Annotated in this window: 17 protein-coding genes; 15 read left to right on the top strand and 2 right to left on the bottom strand. The window is 70.6% G+C overall.

Going from position 1 to position 14,182, the window contains the following annotated elements; translation table 11 throughout:
• The first annotated feature begins 43 nt into the window (after positions 1 to 43).
• From AB7E83_RS11335 to AB7E83_RS11325, 3 genes are all read left to right on the top strand, one after another.
• Positions 44 to 1,162, top strand: a complete 1,119-nt coding sequence (locus tag AB7E83_RS11335) for an adenylate/guanylate cyclase domain-containing protein (protein WP_428569243.1) — start codon at positions 44 to 46, stop codon at positions 1,160 to 1,162.
• Positions 1,071 to 1,361, top strand: a complete 291-nt coding sequence (locus AB7E83_RS11330) for a hypothetical protein (protein ID WP_428569240.1) — start codon at positions 1,071 to 1,073, stop codon at positions 1,359 to 1,361. The genes AB7E83_RS11335 and AB7E83_RS11330 overlap by 92 nt, the downstream gene beginning before the upstream one ends.
• 69 nt (positions 1,362 to 1,430) lie before the next feature.
• Entirely contained in the window at positions 1,431 to 2,798 is a 1,368-nt protein-coding gene (locus AB7E83_RS11325) for an MATE family efflux transporter (RefSeq protein ID WP_428569237.1), read from the top strand.
• Here AB7E83_RS11325 and AB7E83_RS11320 read toward each other — a convergent pair.
• A complete protein-coding gene (locus AB7E83_RS11320) occupies positions 2,758 to 3,462 on the bottom strand; it encodes an aspartate/glutamate racemase family protein (RefSeq protein WP_428569235.1) in 705 nt (234 codons plus the stop codon). The genes AB7E83_RS11325 and AB7E83_RS11320 overlap by 41 nt on opposite strands.
• Positions 3,463 to 3,520: 58 nt before the next feature.
• Here AB7E83_RS11320 and AB7E83_RS11315 point away from each other — a divergent pair, with 58 nt between their 5' ends.
• Together AB7E83_RS11315 and AB7E83_RS11310 are read left to right on the top strand one after the other, a co-directional pair.
• Positions 3,521 to 3,994: a hypothetical protein gene (locus tag AB7E83_RS11315; protein ID WP_428569232.1), complete on the top strand. Its 474-nt coding sequence runs from the start codon at positions 3,521 to 3,523 to the stop codon at positions 3,992 to 3,994.
• Between the two features lie 129 nt (positions 3,995 to 4,123).
• Positions 4,124 to 4,411, top strand: coding sequence for a hypothetical protein (locus tag AB7E83_RS11310; protein ID WP_428569229.1), 288 nt, complete (start codon positions 4,124 to 4,126; stop codon positions 4,409 to 4,411).
• Here AB7E83_RS11310 and AB7E83_RS11305 read toward each other — a convergent pair.
• Entirely contained in the window at positions 4,394 to 5,563 is a 1,170-nt protein-coding gene (locus AB7E83_RS11305; RefSeq protein WP_428569226.1) for a Bcr/CflA family efflux MFS transporter, read from the bottom strand. The genes AB7E83_RS11310 and AB7E83_RS11305 overlap by 18 nt on opposite strands.
• 152 nt (positions 5,564 to 5,715) lie before the next feature.
• Here AB7E83_RS11305 and AB7E83_RS11300 point away from each other — a divergent pair, with 152 nt between their 5' ends.
• The 10 genes from AB7E83_RS11300 to AB7E83_RS11255 all read left to right on the top strand — a co-directional run bounded on the left by AB7E83_RS11300 (position 5,716) and on the right by AB7E83_RS11255 (position 14,121).
• Positions 5,716 to 6,216 carry a hypothetical protein gene (locus AB7E83_RS11300; protein ID WP_428569224.1) on the top strand — a complete coding sequence of 167 codons (501 nt, stop codon included), beginning with the start codon at positions 5,716 to 5,718 and terminating at the stop codon, positions 6,214 to 6,216.
• Positions 6,217 to 6,298: 82 nt separating this feature from the next.
• Positions 6,299 to 6,778 carry an EVE domain-containing protein gene (locus AB7E83_RS11295; protein WP_428569221.1) on the top strand — a complete coding sequence of 160 codons (480 nt, stop codon included), beginning with the start codon at positions 6,299 to 6,301 and terminating at the stop codon, positions 6,776 to 6,778.
• A 97-nt stretch (positions 6,779 to 6,875) separates the two neighbouring features.
• Positions 6,876 to 7,358 carry a YidB family protein gene (locus tag AB7E83_RS11290; protein ID WP_428569218.1) on the top strand — a complete coding sequence of 161 codons (483 nt, stop codon included), beginning with the start codon at positions 6,876 to 6,878 and terminating at the stop codon, positions 7,356 to 7,358.
• A gap of 10 nt (positions 7,359 to 7,368) precedes the next feature.
• A complete protein-coding gene (locus AB7E83_RS11285; protein ID WP_428569215.1) occupies positions 7,369 to 8,436 on the top strand; it encodes a flavodoxin family protein in 1,068 nt (355 codons plus the stop codon).
• Between the two features lie 133 nt (positions 8,437 to 8,569).
• Entirely contained in the window at positions 8,570 to 9,430 is an 861-nt protein-coding gene (locus tag AB7E83_RS11280; protein ID WP_428569212.1) for an STAS domain-containing protein, read from the top strand.
• 7 nt (positions 9,431 to 9,437) lie between these two features.
• Positions 9,438 to 9,812, top strand: coding sequence for an STAS domain-containing protein (locus AB7E83_RS11275; protein ID WP_428569210.1), 375 nt, complete (start codon positions 9,438 to 9,440; stop codon positions 9,810 to 9,812).
• Positions 9,802 to 10,206, top strand: a complete 405-nt coding sequence (locus AB7E83_RS11270; protein WP_428569207.1) for an anti-sigma regulatory factor — start codon at positions 9,802 to 9,804, stop codon at positions 10,204 to 10,206. Before AB7E83_RS11275 ends, AB7E83_RS11270 begins: the two co-directional genes overlap by 11 nt.
• Positions 10,197 to 11,240 carry an ATP-binding protein gene (locus tag AB7E83_RS11265; protein WP_428569205.1) on the top strand — a complete coding sequence of 348 codons (1,044 nt, stop codon included), beginning with the start codon at positions 10,197 to 10,199 and terminating at the stop codon, positions 11,238 to 11,240. The genes AB7E83_RS11270 and AB7E83_RS11265 overlap by 10 nt, the downstream gene beginning before the upstream one ends.
• A 2-nt stretch (positions 11,241 to 11,242) precedes the next feature.
• Positions 11,243 to 12,106 (top strand): sensor histidine kinase, encoded by an 864-nt coding sequence (locus AB7E83_RS11260; protein WP_428569203.1) that lies wholly within the window; start codon positions 11,243 to 11,245, stop codon positions 12,104 to 12,106.
• Positions 12,103 to 14,121 carry a response regulator gene (locus AB7E83_RS11255; RefSeq protein WP_428569200.1) on the top strand — a complete coding sequence of 673 codons (2,019 nt, stop codon included), beginning with the start codon at positions 12,103 to 12,105 and terminating at the stop codon, positions 14,119 to 14,121. Before AB7E83_RS11260 ends, AB7E83_RS11255 begins: the two co-directional genes overlap by 4 nt.
• The last annotated feature ends 61 nt before the right edge of the window (positions 14,122 to 14,182 follow it).

The following is a 14,182-nucleotide window of genomic DNA, read 5'->3' as shown; positions in this document are numbered from 1 at the left end:
GCTCGCGCGTCGCCGCACGAACTTGAGACCGGCAGTGCAACGGATGGATGAAGCAGTACTCGTCGTCGACAGCGATCCGGCCGCGGCCGCGCAGCTTGCCGGCGAGCTGACGCGCCACGGCCTGCGCGTGCGGACGACCCCCGGCGGCCTGGCCCTGCCCGAGGCGCTCGCTGCCTCGCAGCCCGCCGTGGTCCTCTTCAGCTACCACTTCGACCGGCCGAACGAACTGCTCGCCTGCAGCGCGGCGCGACTCGCCGTGCCGAACGCACGCATCCTCGCGGTGGGCACCATCGGCCCCGCGATGAAGTTCCTGCGCGAGTGGAACCGCACGAACCGCGTGCTCGACCGGATTCTCGAGCGGCCCATGCCCGAAGGCCAGCTGGTCGCGACCGTCGAGGAACTGCTGCGGGCGTTGCGGCTGGAGCGGGAGTCGGCATCCCGCGCCGAGCGTTTGCGCCAGTTGCTGCCCGAGGGCGCCCTGCGCGCGCTCGAGCACGAAGCGGCGGCCGACGAAGAGCTGTTCGACGCGGCGGTCGTGTTCACCGACGTCCGCCGCTCATCCGAGCTCATCGTGCGCCATGCGCCGCGCGAATTCTTCCGCCTGCTCAACGAATCCCTCACCCTGCAGAGCGCGCGAGTCCGGGCTTTCCGCGGCGCGGTGGTGAAATACACCGGAGACGGCATGATGGCGGTGTTTCGCGGCATGGGGCGCTCGCACCTCGCACTGCGCTGCGCGGCCGCCCTGGCGCAGCCGCAAGTGCAATCCGCCATGCCGTTCGGCGTGGGCGTGGCGCAGGGCCTGGTGCTGGCGGGCTTCGTCGGCGATTCGGCGGCGGCCGGGCAGCGGCGGCAGTACGACGTGATCGGCGCCACCGTCCACCTGGCCGCGCGCCTGTGTTCGCATGCGGACGCGGGCGAGGTGGTGGCAACGCAGTCGGCCCTGGCCGCGTCGGGGCTGAAGTGGAGAGGAAGGGAGATCGGACAGTTGCAGGTGCGCGGGTTCGACGCGCCGATCGACTGCGTGGCAATCCGGATGGACGAGGGGAATAACGATGGAACAACGATTCAGCGTGGACGAGGTCAGCCGGGTGCTGGACCAGGCGCTGGTGTACCAGTGCGCATGTCCGGCCCAGGTCTGCCGGGCGATCTTCGAACTGCGTGAGCTGTACGACTACCAGCGCCGCTGCGGCGAGGACACGGCGAACGACCGCGCCGTGCATGAATCGATCGCGCTGGCAACCGCGCGGTCGCACGAAGCGATGGAGGCCTGCCTGGCGGAGGTGCTGAAGCTCGAAGGCTGGGACCTGGCCACGCTGCAGATGCCCGAGGCGCTGCAGAAGAAGGTCGCCAGGCCGCTGTAGCAGCCCGCCGCGCAGGGTCGATGCCGCGCGCGGGAGCGCCGGCAGCGCGGCGGTGCCAGAATGCCGCGCATGGACGCTTCCTCCCGCGAGCACCGGCTGCTGCACGGACCGGTGCTGCCGGTCCTTTCGCGCCTCGCGCTGCCCAATATCCTGGCGATGGTCGCGACCGCCGCCGTGAGCATCGCCGAGACGGTGTACGTCGGCAGCCTCGGGCGCGATCCGCTCGCGGCAATGGCGCTCGTGTTCCCGCTCGTGATGCTGATGCAGACTTTCTCGGCCGGGGCCATGGGCGGGGGCATCTCGTCGGCCATCGCACGCGCGCTCGGGCGCGGGGACGTGGAGGCCGCGCAGTCGCTCGCGCGCCACGCGGTGGCCATCGCGGTGGTCGCCGGCCTCTCGTTCATGGTGCTGTTCCTCGTCGGCGGCGACGCGCTCTACCGCCTGCTCGGCGCGCGCGACGGCGTGCTCGAGCAGGCGCACCGCTACGCGGCGGTGTTCTTCGGCGGCATCGTCTTCACCTGGCTCGCGAATTCGCTCGTCTCGGTGATCCGCGGCACGGGCAATATGCACGTGCCCTCGCTCACCCTGGTCGCCGCCGCCGCGTTGCAGATCACGCTGGGCGCGGCCTTCGGCCTCGGGCTCGGCCCCTTCCCGCGCTGGGGCATGGCGGGCGTGGCCCTGGGCCAGACGATTGCCTTCGGCGCGGCGACGGTCTGGCTGCTCGTCTACCTGGCGCACCCGCAGCGCCGCGTGCGGCTGTCGCGCGAAGGGTGGCGCTTCCGCGCGGACCGATTCCGCGAAATCCTGCGCGTCGGCCTCGTGGCCTGCCTGTCGCCGCTGCAGACGATCCTGTGCGTGCTCGTGCTCACCGGCCTCGTGGCGCGCCTCGGCACGGACGCGCTCGCGGGCTACGGCATCGGCGCGCGCCTGGAGTTGCTCGCGATTCCCATCGCCTTCGGCGTCGGCGTCGCGACGCTGCCCATGGTGGGCATGGCTATCGGCAAGGGCAACGTCGCCCGGGCGCGCCGCGTGGCATGGGTGGGCGGCGCGCTCTCCGCCGCGCTCGTCGGCACGATGGGGCTGGTGGCCGCCGTCTGGCCGCAGCTGTGGTCGACCGCGTTCACGAGCCAGCCGGCGGTGCTGGAATCCACGGCCTCGTACCTTCGCAACGCGGGTCCCGCCTATGCCTTCATGGGCCTGGGCCTCACGATGTATTTCGCGTCGCAGGGCGCCGGCAAGGTGCTGGGCCCCGTGCTGGCCATGACGCTGCGCCTGATCGTCGTTGCCGCCGGAGGCGCGTGGCTGCTGTCGCGCGGCGCCCCGGCCTCGAGCTATTTCGCGCTCGCGGGCGTCGCGATGGTTGCGTACGGCGCCGGGGCGGCGCTTGCGGTGGCCATCACGCGCTGGGGGCCGGCGGCGCGCCAACCCGCGACTTGAGCGCGAGGACCGCGCAGTCGGGGCTGGTGAGCACGGGGCAGACCAGCTTCGCGCGCACGCGCGCGGCCGCATCGGCCATCGAGAACTGGGCGAGCAGCACGGCGTCGCGGTCGCCGCAGTCCTTCGCGGCCTCGGCGATGCGGCTGTGGTGCTCCTCCACGCGCCCCGCGCCGAGGGCGTGCATGGCCTCGGGCACGAACACGGTCCGCAGGTCGAGCGCGATGCCGCGCGCGGCCGCGAGCGCCTCGATTTCGGCCGCCATCGATGGCAGGGAGGCCTGGAAGGTCGCGACGAGCGCGAGCCTCGCGCTGCGCCCGTCGCGGCTTGCCGCCAGCGCCGCTTCGAACATCGCCTCGTTCGGCTTGAGCGTGGGCAGGCCGACGTGCGCGGCCGCCGCATCAATGGCGTCGCCGAAGGCGGAACAGGTGAAGAGGATGCCCGCGCAGCCGGTCGACGCCGCGTACCCGGCGAGCTGGCGGAACCGATCGACCATCGCGGGGCTGAGTTCGCCCGCCTCCGCCCGATCGGCGGCCAGGCTGTCGTCCAGCAGGTTCATGCGGCGGGCCTGGGGCCAGTGGCGGTCGAATGCGATCTCTACCGGGGCCACGGCCAGGGGCGTGGCATGGATGAGCGCGATGCGCGGTGCGGGACTGCTTGGATTCATGGAAGCTGCCGATCATCCGCGAAAAGACGCGCGCGCGGCAAGCTGGCATCATGGCCGCATGTTCGTCGTGCCTCCCTCGGTATCGGTGGCTTGCGCACTGGTCGCGGTCGCGGTGCTGATATCGAACGTCGCCGAGCCGCAGACGCCTTCGGACGGCTCCACGAACGTCCGCGCCGAACACGAGACCGCGACGATGCTCGAGGGCACCTGGCTGCGCGAGTACAGCGAAGCCGACGTGCGGGTCCGCCGCCTCCTGCGCCTCGCGCCCGGCGGCGAGTTCCGCGAGTCGGTGCGGGTGGTCGACGCCGCCGGGCAAGTCCACCGCATGGAGCACGAAGGCCAGTGGCTCTATGACGGCACGAACCTCAAGCGCAAATACACCCTCATGGACGGCAAGCCGCCCTCGCGGCTGAACGTGCCGTTCGCCACCTTCGAGGTCAGTTTCGCGACGCGGGACGAGTTCACGGGCGTCAATCACGTGTACCGGAATACCGTGCGCTACCGGCGGGTGGAAGCGGACCTGAGCTTTTGATGTTCACAAGCGCGAGGCTGACCGCGCCGATTTTCGCGGGTGCCCCCGAGCCGCCCAGCCACCACAACGACAGCGAATCGCGCGGCTCGTACATTCAGCTGCCCTTGCGAGTGCCGCGCGCGCGGGCCTGTGCCACGTCCGCTTCGAGCGCGGCGCGAGCGCGGCAACGAATCGTCGCTCGACAACGCGCTTTCGGCGGCGGCGGAGTTCGGCCTCTCGCGGGACGCTGGCGCCCGCATCGTCACCGAGGTCGCCGAAGGCATCGCGGGATGGAAGGACGCATTCCGCGCCTGCGGCGTCGAAGCGAAAGACATCGATTACGTCGCGCGTTTCGTCGACCGCGACGCGCTGCGCGCGCAACGGGATGCGCACGCCGCACCGAAGCCGCGCCGCGCGAAGTCACGGCCTGCGCCGTAGCGCCGCCAGCGCCGCCTGCCCGCCCAGGGTCCACATCAGCATCAGCAGGCCGACCCCCAGGTTGCCGTTGTGCGGCACGAGGCCGACCAGGAAGCCGCCGAGCGCCCCGCCCACCTGCTGCATGAGACCCGCGACGGCCGCGGCCGTGCCGGCGACGGCCGGCACGAGCCCGACGGTGCCCGTGAGCGCGGGCGGCACCACCATGCCATGGCCCACGCCGAGGATCAGCAGCGGCAGCGACAGCGCGAGCCCGGTGTTCACGCCACCCAGCGACAGGCCGACGACGAGCAGGATGCTCGACAGCGCGGTGAGCTGGCCGACCATCAACAGCCACCGCTCGCCGTGGGTGCGGATCAGCCGCGAGGTGAGCATGTTGCCGACGATGTACGAGATGCCGGGCGTCATCATGTACCAGCCCAGCATGTCCGGCTTCACGCCGTAGCCCGCGAACACCGCGGGCGCGCCCGCGAGGAAGGTATAGAACCCGCCGCTCGTGCAGGCGAGCAGCACGACGTACGGAACGAAGCCGCGGGTGCGGGCGAGCTCGAGATAGTCCAGCGAGAGCCGGCGACGCACGGTGCCCGGCGCCTTCGCCGGCGTCGACGCGAGCCCCCGCCATGCCGCGAGGAAGAGCGCCGCCGACACCGCCACGAGCAGGATGAAATTTGCCTGCCAGCCGTACTGCACGTGCAGGTGGCCGCCCACGAGCGTCGCCGTCACCGGAATCACGCCCATGCTCGCGCCGACCAGCGCCATCACCCGCGTGCGATCGTGACCCGTGTAGAGGTCCTGCACCAGCGCACGGCCCACAACCATGTTGGCCGCCGTGCCCGCGCCCTGCAGGGCCCGCGCCGCGATCAGCAGGCCGATGTTCGGCGCGAGCGCAGCGAGCAGCGCGCCGACCGCGCTCAGCACGAGCCCGAAAAGCAGCACGGGCTTGCGACCGATGCGGTCGGACCACGCGCCATGCACGAGCTGCATGCCGCCGAAGGTGACGATGTAGGCGCTGAAGGTGAGCTGCACGGCGGCCTGGCTCGCGCCGAAGATGGCGGGCCACTCCTGCATCGACGGCAGGCAGATCGTCATGGCGAGCAGGCCGAGAGAGATCTGGGCGACGAGAAGGGCGACTTGCCCGGGACGGAAATTCGGCACCGGGCGATTCTGCCCTTTGTAGGCCGGCGTCCGACAAAGGTCATCGGCAAACGCGCTACATCCGAAGGTCAGCGGTGGGCGCACTGTCGTCATTGCGCCGGCACAGCGTTGCGCCGGACTCGCTCCAATCCAATCAACAGGAGAACGAACCCATGACTGCGAAGAACCCCAACAACCGCGACCCCATCTCCGGCGAGCCCGGCGCGCACCCGGCCGGCACGGGCGCCGGCGCCGCCGCCGGCGCGGCCGCAGGCGCGGCAATTGGCTCGGTGGCGGGCCCGGTGGGCACGATGATCGGCGGCGTCGCCGGTGCGGTCGCCGGCGGCCTGGCCGGAAAGGGTGCGGCCGAGAAGGTGAACCCGACAGCCGAGGACACATACTGGCGTGACAATTACACGAAGTCGTCGACCTACAGGTCCGACTACACCTGGGACGACTACGGCCCCGCCTACCGCGCCGGCTACGACGGCTGGGGCCGCGCGGGCGCCGCGGGCGGCGACTTCGACAAGTACGAACCCACCTTGCGCAGCGAGTGGGAGCGCACCAAGGGCAAGTCGCGCATGAACTGGGAAGAAGCCAAGGCCTCGGCACGCGACGCGTGGCACCGCGTGGAGCGCGCAATCCCCGGCGACGCCGACAAGGACGGTCGCTAAGCCGTTTGCGAGGGGAACGGATGGGGGTAGGATCGCTCGCGACTCCGACCCCTTCCGACGCCCTTCGATGAAATACTGGCTGATGAAATCCGAGCCCTCCGAGGTCTCGGTCGACGATGCGCTCGCGGCGCCGAAATCCACCGTGCCGTGGACCGGCGTGCGCAACTACCAGGCGCGCAACTACATGCGCGACGAGATGCGCGTCGGCGATGGCGTGTTCTTCTACCACTCCAGCTGCGCCGAACCCGGCATCGTGGGCATCGGCAAGGTCGCTTCGACGCCCTACCCCGACCCCACCCAGTTCGACAAGAAATCGCACTACCACGACCCGAAGGCGACGAAGGAAACGCCGCGCTGGATGCTGGTCGACGTGCAGGTGCAGAAGAAGACGCGCACCCTGGGCATCGCGGAGCTGCGCGAGACGCCGGGGCTCGAAGACCTCGTCGTGCTACGCAAGGGCAACCGCCTGTCGATCACGCCGGTGGAGGCGAAGCACTGGAAGCAGATCGTGAAGCTGCTGGAGGCGAAGGCCTCCGGCACGGCCGACCCGGTCCGCGCCTGAGCTGACGGACAACCCGGCCGCGCGCGCAGGCACCGCGCCTACGCCGAAGGCACGCAGTTGCGCTTAGGGTGTCGTGAGGACACTCAGGAGCGCAATCATGAACAAACTCATTCTCGGTCCCCTGCTGGGCGCCATCCTGCGCCGTCGCATGGGCGGCACCGCGCTGGGCCGCGTCGGAGGCCTGGCCGGCGGACGCGGCGCCCTCATCGCGATGCTGCTGCCCTATGCCATGCAGTGGGTCCAGCGCAACGGCGGACTCGGCGCGGTGCTCAAGCGCTTCAAGGACAAGGGCTACGGCACGCCGACGCGCTCCTGGGTCGGCACGGGCGACAACCAGCCTGTGGACGTGGAGGCCGTCGACAACGTGGTCGGCCGCGAAGAGCTCTCGCGCCTGTCGCGCCAGCTCGGCGTGCCCGAGTCCGAGGTGAAGCAGGGCTTCGCCGAAATCCTGCCCGAGATGGTGGACCAGCTGACGCCCGAGGGCGACCTGCGGCCCGACGTGGACCGCGTGATCGAGGACAGCTTGCCCGGCCTCGAAGAGGTAGCGAAGCAGGTTCGCGCCGAGCCCGCCAACCACTGACCGGCCGCGGATGACCAGCGTCCGAAAGGGGCAGGCGCCCACGCCGCTCGACCGCGCCGCATTCGGCGAGAAATTCCGCGAGGCGTTCCGCGACCCGGCGTTCCAGCGCGAACGCGCCGCGCTCGACCGCATCGAGGTCATCGCCTGGGAAGCCTATGACGAGGGCCGCAAGGCGCCCGTCACCCGCAAGGCGGGGCCGGGCTTCCATGATCCCGACTACGACCTGTCTGTCGACTGGATCGAGGCGCGCGACCGCCTGCTCGCCGCGCAAGCGAAATGGGAGCGGCCCGAGACGCGATCGCGCGTGCTGCTGGTGTGCGCTTCGTCGCGCAACGACGGCACCTGCCCCGGCGAGATGTCGAAGACGTTCCGGCTCACGCAACTCGCGCGCGAGATCGTGGAGTCCGCGGACGCGGAGGCCGACGTGCTCGACCTGAGCCGCGTGACCTCCGACTACGACCTGAACATCCATCCGTGCAAGGGCTGCGTGTCGACGGCCATGCCCCTGTGTCATTGGCCCTGCAGCTGCTATCCCAACCATGCGCTGCGGCAGACCGGCGACTGGATGAACGAGATCTACGAGCGCTGGGTGGCGGCCCACGGCGTGATCCTGCTCACGCCGACCTATTGGTACCAGGCGCCCGGTCCCCTGAAATCGATGATCGATCGCCTGGTGTGCGCCGACGGCGGCAACCCCGACCCGACGAGCACGCACGGCAAGAAGGCCGAGGAAGCCAAGGCGCTCGACAAGGACTGGCACTTTCCCAAGCACCTCGCAGGACGCGCCTACGGCGTCATGGTGCATGGCGATGTCGCGGGCATCGAGGGCACGCGGCGCGCGCTCTGCGACTGGCTCGACTGGATGGGCCTCGTGGATGCGGGCCAGAAGTCCCGGCTCGACCGGTACATCGGCTACTACGAGCCCTACGCGACCAGCCACGACACGCTGGACCGCGACGAAGCCGTGCAGGAGGAAGTCCGCAACGTCGCGCGCGCGGTGATGGAAGCGGTGCGCCGGCTGCGCGAGGGCCGGCTCGCTCCGCCCGATGCGGACTTGGGGGCGCCCCGCCCGAAGTGAGCTCGCCGGCTGACGTCGCGCACATGACACGCCTTGCGCGCGTCGTCCTTGTCCTACAAGGACGAACTCATCCTGAAACCTAGAATGAGGTGCGCCCTTCATGGGCATTTCATTACAACGAGAGGTTGAACGGATGTCGAAGGAATCGAATGCGGTGTCGGCCCTCCTGGCCGAGGAGGAATCGCAACTCGTACCCGCCTGGATCCAGCAGGTCGCGGGCAATGCGGGCGAAGGCCAGCGCCGCGCGATGCACACGGAAGCCGGCGAGCTGCTCGCCGCCGTGCGCGCCGCACTCAAGGGCGGCGCGGCGCCGGAGACGTTCGCGACGAACGCCGCCTGGTCGCCGCTGCGCGAGGCGCTTGCCGCGCTCTCGCGCTCGCGGGCCGCGCTGGGCCAGTCGGCCGGCGACACCAGCGCCTTCGTGCTCGGCTTCAAGCGGCCGCTGTTCGACGCCCTGCAGCGCCGCCATTCGACGGACCCCGCGCTGATCGTCTCGGCGCTGTGGACGATCTCGGTGCTCGTCGACGAGATGGCGCAGTGGACCGTGTCGACCTACCAGCAGACGCGCGAGGAACTGATCAAGCGCCAGCAAGACGAACTGCTGGAGCTGTCCACCCCCGTCATCAAGCTGTGGGAAGGCGTGCTCGCCGTGCCGATGATCGGCACGCTCGACTCCGCGCGGACGCAGCTCGTCATGGAGACGCTGCTGCAGCGCATCGTGGATACCGGCTCGCAGCTCGCGATCATCGACATCACCGGCGTGCCCACCGTCGACACGCTCGTCGCCCAGCATCTGCTGAAGACCGTGAGCGCGATCCGCCTCATGGGCGCCGACTGCATCATCAGCGGCATCCGGCCGCAGATCGCGCAGACCATCGTGCATCTCGGCATCGACCTGCAGGGCATCGCGTCCAAGGCGAGCCTGGCCGATGCGCTGGCGCTCGCGCTGCAGCGCAGCGGGTACGCGTTCACGCGCACCGGCGCCGCGGGCTGATCGCGCGATGACGCGAATCCCGATCCTGCGAATGGGCGACTGCCTGCTCGTGACCATCCAGGTCGACATGCAGGACCAGACCGCCCTCGCCCTGCAGGACGACCTCGCCAACAGGATCGTCGACTCCGGCGCCCGCGGCGTGCTGATCGACATCTCGGCGCTCGAGATCGTCGACTCCTTCGTCGGCCGCATGCTGGCGAGCATTTCCGGCATCGCCCGCATTCTGGATGCCAGCACCGTGGTCGTCGGCATGCAGCCCGCGGTGGCGATCACGCTCGTCGAGCTCGGTCTTTCGCTCGAAGGCGTGCGCACCGCGCTCAACGTGGAGCGCGGCATGGAACTGTTGCGCTCGTCCCTCCGGGAGAGCGTACGTGGCCGCTGAAACACAGGGCGAAACCCCGCTTCGCAACGAAGCCGACATCGTCGCCTGCCGCCAGCTCGTGCGGCAGCTGTGCCAGCAGATCAAGTTATCGCTCGTCGACCAGACCAAGATGATCACGGCCGCGAGCGAGCTCTCCCGCAACACGCTCGTGCATGGCGGCGGCGGCCGGATGCGCTGGGAACTGGTCACGCAGGGCGTGCGCAACGGACTGCGCCTGCACTTCGAGGACACCGGACCCGGCATCGCGGACCATTCGCTGGCGATGAAGGACGGCTGGACGTCCGGCGGCGGCATGGGGCTGGGCCTGCCGGGCAGCAAGCGCCTCGTCAACGAATTCGAACTGCAGTCCGCGCCGGGCGAAGGAACCCGCGTGACGATCGCGCGATGGAAATGACCGCCTCCGCCTACGCCTTCGTGCGCGGGTTCACGCACGCGGCGTTCCCGATGGAGGACACGACGCGCGTGGGCGAGGCGCGCCGGCATGCCGCATGGACCGCGAGCGCGGCGGGCCTCGACGCGACCGCGGCGGGGCGCCTCGCGATCGTCGTCACCGAGCTGGGCGCGAACCTCGTGCGCCATGCGCGAGGCGGCCAGCTGCTGATCGGCGCGGGCGCCGGAAGCGGCGAGGTGGAGGTGATCTCCATCGACCGCGGCCCCGGCATCGCCGACGTCGGCCGCTCGATGGCCGACGGCTTCTCGACCGGAGGCACGCCGGGCACCGGCCTGGGCGCGGTGCGCCGGCTCGCGCAGGATTTCGACCTCCATACGCGCGTGCCCGAGGGCACCGTGATGGTGGCGCGCGTGCGCAACGACGCCGCGCCGCGCGCGGCCCGTGGACTGCCCTGCGCCGGCATCTCCCTCTGCGCGCCCGGCGAGACCGAATGCGGCGACGCCTGGGCCGCCTGGGTGGAGGGCGACCGCGCGACCGTCATGGTGGCCGATGGATTGGGCCACGGCCCCGAGGCCGCGGAGGCCTCGCGCGCGGCCATCGACCTTTTCGAACAACGCCGCGATGATGTCGAGCGCGGCGCGCTGGGCGACCTCGTCGAGCGCTCGCACGATGCGCTGCGCGGCACGCGGGGCGCTGCGCTGGCCGTGGTCCGCGCCGATGCGGGCGCCGGCACGCTGCGCTACTGCGGGGCCGGCAACGTCCTGGGCCGCGCCGTCTCGGGCACCTCGGACCGCTCGCTGGTCACCCAGCACGGCACCGTGGGCGTGCAGCTGCGACGCCCGGAGGAGGCTGCCGTGGCCTGGCCCGAGCATGCGCTGGTCGCGATGCACAGCGACGGCATCGAGTCGCGCTGGAACCCGATGCTGATCGCGCCCGTGCTGCGACAGGACCCGGCGCTCGCGGCGGCGCTGCTGCTGCGAGACCACTGCCGCGGTCGCGACGACGCGACGGTCGTCGTCGTGCGGCGCAAGGACTGACCATGGCCGACGCCGACACGAACACCGAACTGCAGGCGAAGCTCGAGGCGGCGCAGGCGGAGATCGAGGCGCTTCGCGCCGAGCTCGAGGAAACCAACCGCGGCGTGCTCGCGCTCTACGCGGAGCTCGACACCCAGGCCGACCATCTGCGCCAGGCGACCGAGCTCAAGAGCCGCTTCCTGGCGTACATGAGCCACGAGTTCCGCACGCCCATCGGCGCGATCCGCAGCATCGCGCGGCTGCTGATGGACCGCGTGGACGGCCCGCTCACCGAGGAGCAGGAGCGCCAGGTCGCCTTCATCCAGCGCAACGCAGCCGAGTTCGCCGACATGGTGGACGACCTGCTGGACCTCGCGAAGGTGGAAGCCGGCCGGGTGGAAATCTCGGTGGAATGGTTCGAGATGGTCGACCTGTTCTCGGCGCTGCGCGGCATGTTCAAGCCGGTGCTGACGAATCCCGAGGTCACGCTGGTGTTCGAGGAAGTTCCCGCGGACATCCCGCGCCTCTTCACGGACGACCGCAAGCTCTCCCAGATCCTGCGCAACTTCGTTTCGAACGCGCTCAAGTTCACCCCGCGCGGCGAGGTCCGCGTGAGCACGCAGCGGGTGGGCGACGGCCTCATCCGCTTCTCGGTCGCCGACACGGGCATCGGCATCGCGCCCGAGTTCCACGAGACGATCTTCAACGACTTCACGCAGGTCGCGAGCCCGCTGCAGAAGCGGCTCACGGGCACCGGCCTCGGCCTGTCGCTCAGCAAGCGCCTCGCCCACCTGCTCGGCGGCTCGGTCGCGCTCGAAAGCGAACTCGGCAAGGGCTCGACCTTCTCGGTGACGATCCCCGTGGAGCTCAAGGCCGACGCGACATGATCGACACCGAAGTCATCCACCAGACCGTCGACCGGGGCGCGCACACCGTCCTGGTGGTGGACGACAACCCGGCCACCCGCTACTCCACGAGCCGCGTGCTGCGCGCGGGCGGCTTCCGGGTCGCCGAAGCGGCGAGCGGTCAGGAGGCGATTCACAAGGCCGACACCAGCGTCTCCGCCGTGGTGCTCGACGTGCATCTGCCCGACGTCGACGGCTTCGAGGTCTGCCGCCGCATCCGCGCGGACGGCCGCACCGAGCTGCTGCCCGTCATGCACCTGTCGGCCACGCACGTGCGTGCCGAGGACCGCGTCGCGGGGCTGAATGCCGGGGCGGACGCCTACCTCGTCCACCCCGTCGAGCCGGCCGTGCTCATCGCCACCGTGCAGGCGCTGATCCGCGCGCGCCTCGCCGAGCAGCAGCAGCGGCAGAGCGAACAGCGCTTCCGTGCGATCTACGACCAGGCGCAGGGCGGCATCTGCATGCTCGACGCGCAGGGCCGCTTCGAGGACGCGAATCCGTCGATGCTGCGCATGCTTGCGCGCGAACGCGCGGACGTGCTCGGCCGGACCGTGCGCGACTTCATCGCCGCCGATTCGCCCGATGCGCTGGCCGCAGCGCTCGAATTCGAAAGCGCGGGCGCCCGGCCCTGGCACGGCGAGTTTCCCCTGCTTGCCGCGGACGGCCGGCGCCTGTATCTCGAATGGAACGTGTCCGCGGCGATGGAGCGCGGCTCGCGCATCGCGACCGTCGTCGATGCGTCCGAGCGCCACGAGCTGGAGGAGCGCCGCCGCGAGCTGCTCGAGCGCGAGCAGTCCGCCCGCGCCGCCGCCGAACGGCACAGCCGCACCAAGGACGACTTCATCGCGGTGCTGTCGCACGAGCTGCGCAACCCGCTGAACTCGATCGCGGGCTGGGTCGCGGTGCTGATGCGCAGGCAGCCCACGCCCGAGACGCTGAAGGGACTCGAGGCGATCGACCGCAACGTGAAGACGCAGGCGCGGATCATCTCGGACATCCTCGACGTCTCGCGCATCAACTCCGGCAAGATGCGCCTGGAGATCGAGGAGGTCGATCCGGTCGAGCTGGTGAGGAATTCCCTGAGTTCCCTCACGGCCGCCATCGACGAAAAAGCCCTCGACGTCGTGCAGGACTTCGAATCCGCGGGCGGCGCGGCCTGGCTCGACCCGTCGCGCTTCCAGCAGATCTTCTGGAACCTGATGACGAACGCCATCAAGTTCTCGCAGCGCGGGGGCAAGGTCCTCGTCATGCTGCGGCGCGACGGGGAGCGGCTGCGCCTGGTCGTGCGCGATCACGGCCAGGGCATCGACGCGGATTTCCTGCCGCACCTGTTCGACCGGTTCACGCAGAGCGACGCGCCCGACAACCGCCGCCATGGCGGACTCGGCCTCGGACTGTCGATCGTGAAGCAGCTCGCCGAACTGCATGGCGGCAGCGTCGCCGCGCAGAGCGGGGGCGCCGGCCAGGGCACCACGATGGCCGTCGAACTCCCCGTCGAACTCCCCGTCGGACTCCGCGCCGGCACGCGCGGCGAGCCGGGCGCGGACGCCGATGGCGATGACACCGGCCCCGGCGAGCTCGAGGCCGAGGCCGTGCCGCTGCCGCTCGAGGGCCTGAACGTGCTGGTCGTCGAAGACGATGCGGGCGCGCGCGAGATGCTGGAGGTCGTGCTGAGCGATCGCGGCGCAAAGGTGACGGCCGCGCACGACTTCGATTCGGCCGTGGCCGAGGCCGCGAGCCGCTGGCCCCACGTGCTCGTGAGCGACATCGGCCTGCCCCAGCGCGACGGCTACGAGCTCATCCGCCGCCTGCGCACGATGCAGCCGCCCGGCCAGCCGCTGGCGGCCGTGGCGCTCACCGCTTTCGCCCGCGAGACGGACCGCGAAAAAGCCCTGTCCGCGGGCTTCGACGCGCACGTCGAGAAGCCGCTGAAGCCCCACGCGCTGGTGAAGGCGATCCTCGAAGTGACGGTCGGCTGGCGGCAGTCGCAGCGGTAGGGGCCTGGGCCGCATGAAAAAAAGCCGCCTCGCGGCGGCTTTTTCGTTGTCCCGGCACACG

It is taken from the genome of Ramlibacter sp., assembly GCF_050250995.1.
In the GTDB taxonomy this organism is placed as follows: domain Bacteria; phylum Pseudomonadota; class Gammaproteobacteria; order Burkholderiales; family Burkholderiaceae_C; genus Ramlibacter.
The sequence above is the reverse complement of the archived record's forward strand: the minus strand, read 5'-3'. Positions and strand labels throughout refer to the sequence as shown.